The organism is Rhodococcus sp. CX, assembly GCF_015865005.1.
Taxonomy (GTDB): Bacteria; Actinomycetota; Actinomycetes; order Mycobacteriales; family Mycobacteriaceae; genus Rhodococcus.
In genome coordinates this window covers 1-6673 of the sequence record NZ_JADZGH010000047.1, presented here as the reverse complement: position 1 = coordinate 6673, position 6673 = coordinate 1, and the positions used below count along the sequence as shown (strand labels likewise).

At 62.4% G+C, this 6673-nt stretch carries 3 protein-coding genes and 1 pseudogene; 2 read left to right on the top strand and 2 right to left on the bottom strand.

From position 1 onward, the window contains the following. Together I0Q12_RS04760 and I0Q12_RS04755 are read left to right on the top strand one after the other, a co-directional pair. Positions 1-895, top strand: an 895-nt coding sequence (locus I0Q12_RS04760) for an AAA family ATPase (protein WP_197250857.1), incomplete at its 5' end; no start/stop codon positions are given. Between the two features lie 136 nt (positions 896-1031). Continuing rightward, positions 1032-3443, top strand: a complete 2412-nt coding sequence (locus I0Q12_RS04755; protein ID WP_231610012.1) for a S8 family peptidase — start codon at positions 1032-1034, stop codon at positions 3441-3443. A gap of 419 nt (positions 3444-3862) precedes the next feature. Here the strand turns inward: I0Q12_RS04755 and I0Q12_RS04750 are convergent. Continuing rightward, a pseudogene (locus I0Q12_RS04750) lies at positions 3863-4545 on the bottom strand (IS1634 family transposase); the annotation flags it as partial. Positions 4546-4708: 163 nt separating this feature from the next. Continuing rightward, on the bottom strand, positions 4709-6088 hold the full coding sequence (gene ltrA, locus I0Q12_RS04745) for a group II intron reverse transcriptase/maturase (protein WP_197250855.1): 1380 nt from the start codon (positions 6086-6088) through the stop codon (positions 4709-4711). Positions 6089-6673 lie beyond the last annotated feature (585 nt).

Genomic DNA, 6673 nt, shown 5'->3' with positions numbered 1-6673 from the left:
CGTCGCCATGCAGGTTGCTGCTCAGGCCAGCCGGCAGGGACAGCACCGTCTAGCTCAGGACCTTAAAGCTGCCATTGAAGCATCGCGTTCCAACGGACCCGCACACAACGTCACCTCCATCGTGCGACCACGTGGTGACCTCGCCGAACTTGTAACCGCGACACACCCCGAAGTGAGTCTGCGTGATCTCGTTCTGCCCGAAGACCTGATGAGCCACGTCAAGCGAGTTCTTGCCGAGCAGCGTCAGCGCAAGGCACTGCTGAACCACGGGTTCACCCCTGCGCACCGATTGTTGTTGGAGGGCCCACCAGGGACAGGTAAGACCATGACCGCCTCCGTGCTCGCCCACGAGCTGTCCATCCCGTTGATCACCGTGCGCCTCGACACTTTGATGAGCAGATTTATGGGTGAGACGGCCAACAAGCTCCGCACCGTGTTTGAAGCCATCGCCGAGCAACGCGGGGTGTACTTATTCGATGAGTTCGACGCTCTCGGCGGTGACCGCGCCGGAAATGACGTCGGTGAGGCCCGGCGGATCCTGAATTCCTTCCTCGTATTCCTTGAGGACGCCAGCCCAGAAAGCCTCGTCGTTGCCGCGACCAATCACCGATCCATCCTCGACAGAGCTCTGTTTCGCCGGTTCGATATGGTGATGACCTACACCTTGCCCGACGGGAAACAGGCAACGGCAGTGATGAAAGCCCGGCTGGGGACGATGGCGCGCGGAGTGCGGTGGGCCAGCCTCACGAGTTGCACCACGGGACTCTCCCACGCCGACATCGTCCGGGCTGCAGAAACGGCAGCCAAGACCGCCCTACTCGCAGGGACCGCCCGCGTCTCTGTCGACGACTTGCGGGTTGCCCTAACGGCTCGACGATCGGCCAGCCTTGACTGACCCTACTGTCCAGCTTCAACACCTTCTCGTTCTCCGCAGATCCAGCGACCAAGTTTTCAGCCGAGGTGGCCGAAACAAAGCCAAGATCAGTCCAGTCGCGGATCGTGCTGCACATGGTAACGCGCGTACCAAAGAGTTGACGTCCGCATTCAATGACATCGACCAGCACCGTCAAGGACTCGACGACAAGCTAACGATCGAGGAGCTGTATGCCCTCGGATCCGTTGTGACACTTGAGGGCCCGCTGGCGGACTACCCACTCAAGATTGAATCTCTCCAGCGGTCCAGTAGGCGGCGCGACAGTCTTCCCCAATGGTTGCTGCTGTCTGTTAGCGCCGCAGACCTCGCTCGTGGCATCCCCGAGAGAGCCGTCGTCTGGATCAACGACAAACACCGCGCCGACTTCCTGCAGTTGTTCACGGACTATATGGATCCGGGGCGCGACAGCGAAAAGGGCAATCCCGCCAATCGTGGGCTCGTCGCGAACATTGCACGGATACGCGCCACGGTACTTCGGGATCTCTGGCAGTCGTCGGGTGAACCAGCCGAACGTGGCCGGTATTGGTGGGAAGTATGGCTTCGTCCCGAGATCAACGCAGTCGATGTCCTGACCACCTACACCTCGCAGCGAAACATGCGGATGTCCACGCGGGTACTCGAACTCTCGGATCGGGTAGTGACATGGATTGAAGCGACGTGGAGCCAGCTCCAAGATCTTCCGTTCACTGCAGTTCCCGTCGCGGAAGTCCGTAGACCCGAGTTCATCGACACCATCGAGGACCTGCCCGTCGACCAGCAAGACGACTACGTCATCGATCTGATCGACCGGCTGATTGCGGCCGACCGTACGGCGCCGGCAGTCTGCCATCTCGATTCCGGCGTTGCCCGCACACATCTCCTGATCAAAGATTCCTTGCACGAAGACGATCTGCACACCGTGATCGGATCCGACGGATTCGACCTCGAGGGGCATGGAACCTCGATGGCCGGGGTCGCCCTTTTCGGTACCTCACTCGATGACTTGCTCATCGGTACTGCACCTGTCGTTCTACGGCACGGACTCGAATCGGTTCGCATTCTTCCTCGCAAATATGAGCCACGAACGAACCCGATCGCTTACGGCGACATCACCGTTCAGGCAATCTCGTCGCCGGAAGCCCAATCGCAGCGGCCACGAGTGTTCTGCCTGCCGGTCACCAATGTGTCCGACGTACCCGATACGCCTGGTCAGCCAACGCTCTGGTCCTCCACCCTCGACGCATTGATCGCCGGCGTTCAGATCGCAAGAAATGGAGACCGGTGGCAGGTACTCACTACACCGGATCCGGACGCGTCCCGTCTGGTCGTAGTGTCCGCCGGAAATGTCGACAAGTACGTTACGGACCATCTCTCGCACTCCGAGGGTGCCCCTATCCAAGATCCCGGTCAGGCGTGGAATGCTCTCACTGTCGGCGCCTACACCGACATCGTCGATTCCCCAATCGACCCCCAATACACCGGGTGGATTCCGCTGGCCAAGCGTGGCGAACTGTCGCCGCACAGCCGAACATCGAAGGCGTTCGGCACCAAACCATGGCCGATCAAGCCGGACATCGTCCTCGAAGGCGGCAACGTCCTCACCGACGGGACGATGTTCGACACTCGCCACCCCCTGCTCTCACTGCGCACCACAGGCGCCACCAACGACACAGCCCTGAATTCGGCGAATGCGACCAGCGCCGCGACCGCGCAGGCATCGCGACTAGCAGCGCAGGCTATGGCGGTCTATCCCAACTACTGGCCCGAGACCATCCGTGGCCTTCTCGTACATGCCGCCGAGTGGACTCCGCAGATGCGCGCGCACATCGATGCTGCGGCGCCGGACGGACTCGAGGCGAAGCAGCACATCCTTCGCCGCTACGGGTGGGGCGTGCCCACCGAGGACAATATTCTGCACTCCGCGAACAACGCGGTCACCATGGTTGTGCAAGACGAATTCAAACCCTTCATCGGGAATGACTACGCGATGCCACACTTCCGGCTGCATCGGCTCCCGTGGCCCTCGGCGACCCTGCAGGAGCTCGATGCCGCTGACGTCACTCTGCGAGTAACCCTGTCGTACTTCATCGAGCCAACCGCTTCCCGCCGTGGCTGGCGACATCGCTACTCGTACGCCTCACATGGGCTTCGGTTCGAACTTCAGGACCCACTCGAGAACGAGCCGCACTTCCTCAAACGAGTCAACCGCGAGGCACGCAAGGCCGAGCTCGGAGATTTCGGTCCCTCCACCAGCCAGATCGATTGGATCCTAGGTAGCCGAAACCGCGCCTATGGCTCACTGCATCAAGATATTTGGGAAACTTCTGGGCAGAACCTCGCACAGTCTGGACTGCTCGCCGTCTATCCCATCGGTGGCTGGTGGAAGCGAAACAACAACAAGCAACGTATCGACCTGCCGATCCGCTACTCGCTGATCGTTTCACTGAAAACCCCAGAAACCGATATCGACCTCTATACGGAGATCGCCAACCAACTGCTGGTCCCCATCGAAACGACGATCGAGACGTAGCGATCGAGGACGGGTCAAGCGCTCAGAACCGATCTCGACCACTAGGCTGCGACGAAGCCGCCGATGCGTGCCTTCCGTGAGGAAGCGCGCAGCTCGCTAGGACCGTGCTCGACCAGACCGAGCTCCTGCGGTCAACCACCGTCAGCTCGCGCAGCTCACCGAGGCTCTCGCGCCTGGACTGCAGACCATTCCCGGGGTCGGCGCGGTCACCGGCTCGATGCTCGTCACTGCGTACTCCCCGGCGACGCGCCGCATAGGCACGGGAGGTGCGATCACAGCTCATGCGAATTCGAGCGACGACATCGATCACGCGTTGAGTTGCCGATCACCGGATCTCGAAAGACAACTCGCACCCGAATAGCCTTGACACACAGGCATAGAAGCGTCTCCCGAGTTGGCTCATTTCGTTAGTGCGTGAGTCAGGACCCCGAAATCCGGTCGAGCAGGGCCTGCAGGTCGGCATCGACCTGCGGCGGGAAGGTGTGCCGGGTGCCGTTGAGCGCGATGGTCGCCGACCGCAGCGGCCGCAGCAGCTTGACGACCTTGCCGATCGCGAGGCCGCTGCGGTCCTGCACCACCCGGGAGACGGCCAATGCCGCGAACACCACGGTCAGGTGCGCCTCGATCGCGTCGCGGGTGCGGTGGAAGATCGGCCGTGCCCGCAGGTCCGTCTTCGACATCCGGAACGACTGCTCGACATGCCACAACTCGTGGTACTTGGCGATGATTTCTCCCGGATCCATCAGCGAGACAGAAAGATTGGTGACGTAGCCTTTCAGGCCGACGAGCATCCTGGCTCGCTCCAGCGACGCGGTGTCCAGTCGCCGGCCCTTCGCGGTGACCGTCACGAACCGCGTGGACTTCGGGACCGCGTCCCCGTCGACCACCGCCCGGGCGCGGGCTTCCTGCGCGTTGAGGGTCTTCTCGTCACGAGCGGCGCGACTGCGCGAGTACTGCCACACCGCCCGCCACGCATTCGGATATTCCGCCGGATCCCACACCGGTTCGGCGCGTTTACGGGAGTTATTCACCACCGAGCGGCCGTGCCGCGGCGTGATCGTGTCGATGACCTGACCGTCGGTGAAACAGTGCCGTTCCAATGTAGGGTCGGGAGCTGGCGCGGTGGCAGTTCCGGGACGTAGGCCGTGAAGCCACAGAAGCAGTTCGGTTTCCCGATCTGCTGTTCTTCTTCCCGACCCTATCCAGGATGCTCCGTTTCCAGTTCCCGCCCGTCGAACCGTGCGTGCGGTTCTCCCGCACACGGCTCACCGAGGTCGTTCACCGCCAACATTCGGCTTCCTCCGCCAGTCCCGGAAGGGCCTGGGGGCATAGACAGTTCCCTCAAAGCGGATCAGACCGAGCTGGTCGTCGGAGGAACCGAACACCACCGCCCGACCGTACGCTCGACTACGTTTGGGGCGTTTGGCGACGAAGCCCGCCAACCGCATCAACGCGTAGCCCCTGATCTTGGCGAACCTCGCGGACGAGTTTCCGTAACAGAAGTATCCCGCCCACCCACGCAGGAACCGGTTCACCGATCCCACGATCGCGGTCACGCTCAGCAACGTCCGGGACCGAACCGTCAACCGACGGATCGACTCCCGGGCATGTGCCATCGCTTTGTCCGATGGCCATCGAGCGAGGAACCCGATTCCCTTCGCACCGGTGCGGCCCCGACTGTGCACCCACCGATGATGAAAACCCAGAAAATCCAGGCCTTCCCCACCCTCGGCCAGGTGCACGATCCTGGTCTTGCTCGCCTTCGGTGTCAGCCCCAACTCCGCCAACAGCCCCGTCAGATGCGCGAGCGCATCCTCGGCCTGTTGTCTGGTCCGGCACATGATCATCGCGTCGTCGGCATAGCGGACCAGCACTCCATGCTCCCGAACGTCCCACACCCGATCTATCCGGTGCAGATACACATTCGCCAGCATCGGAGAGAGCACCCCACCCTGCGGTGTTCCGGTCACCGCCCTGCGCACCACCCCGTCACTCATCACCCCGGCCCGCAACATCGCGCGCAGCAGCCTGAGCACGGACTGATCGCAGACGCGTTCCTCGATCGCCTGCATCAACCGATCATGCGGAATCGCCTCGAAACACTCGGCGATATCCGTCTCCACCACCCACCGTCGCCCCCGCCACGCCTCGTCGACGAGGACCTGCAACGCGTCGTGCGCCGCCCTCTTGGGACGGAACCCGAACGAGCAGTCGCGCATGTCCGCCTCGAAGATCGGCTCGAGCACGATCTTGGTCGCGGCCTGCACGATGCGGTCACGAACTGCCGGGGTCGACAACGGACGCTGCTCGGTCGTTCCGGGCTTCGGAATCAACACCCGACGCGCCGGCAACGGCCGATACCGTCCCTCCCGCAGTTCATCGGCCAGCTCATCGAGGAGTCGGGTCACCCCGTACTCCTTGACCTGGTCCACGGTGATGCGATCAATGCCGGATGCACCCTGATTGCGATACACCTGAAACCACGCGCGCATGAGGACATCACTGCGAATGATTTTGTCCCCCAACGCATGAAACCGTCTATCGGAGTCAGCCTTGGCTGTCCGGTAGAGCGTGTGCTGCAAGGCACGCACCGGATCCAACACAGCAGATCCACTCGCGGCGGGACTAGCCTCGACGGCACTCACCGGGCACCTCCTTCACATCAGCACGCATCGACACACGTAGCGGTCCTTCCCTCACCCCAGGTTGTGTTGTCCTGCGGGCTCGATCGGTACTATGACCGCCTCCGACTCCCTTCCGGCCGACAACTCATTTCCCAGGTTCACTGGTTATAGAGCGCCATCGCTTCCGACGACCACACCGCACGACGGCATCTCGCAGATCGTCGAGCCGGGGAGGGCCTCTCCAGTTCCCGCCGCCACTGTCGATACGTTCCACGCCCCATACGCCGGAGAGTTCCTCGGCACCTGCATCTCCAGGTCTTCGGTGCCTTCCATGGCCTTCACCGTGATTTCGGCGGCTCGGCTCTCTCTTCACCCCCACCCTTATGGGCGGGGACCTCTAACGACGCCGCAGGCTTCGCGTCATGCTGCGGACCGCATCTTCGCTCCCCCTTGCAGGGCTTTTGACGCTGGGCTTCGACCCCACCCGTTTCCCGGTGAAGCCGCCAGCCTGCTACCGGGCCCCCTGGCAGCTACCCGGACCGTGATGGCGCTCATTGATCCTGGCTCTGGCGCACTTTCCGTGAAGACACTGCCGCGCAGTATCAT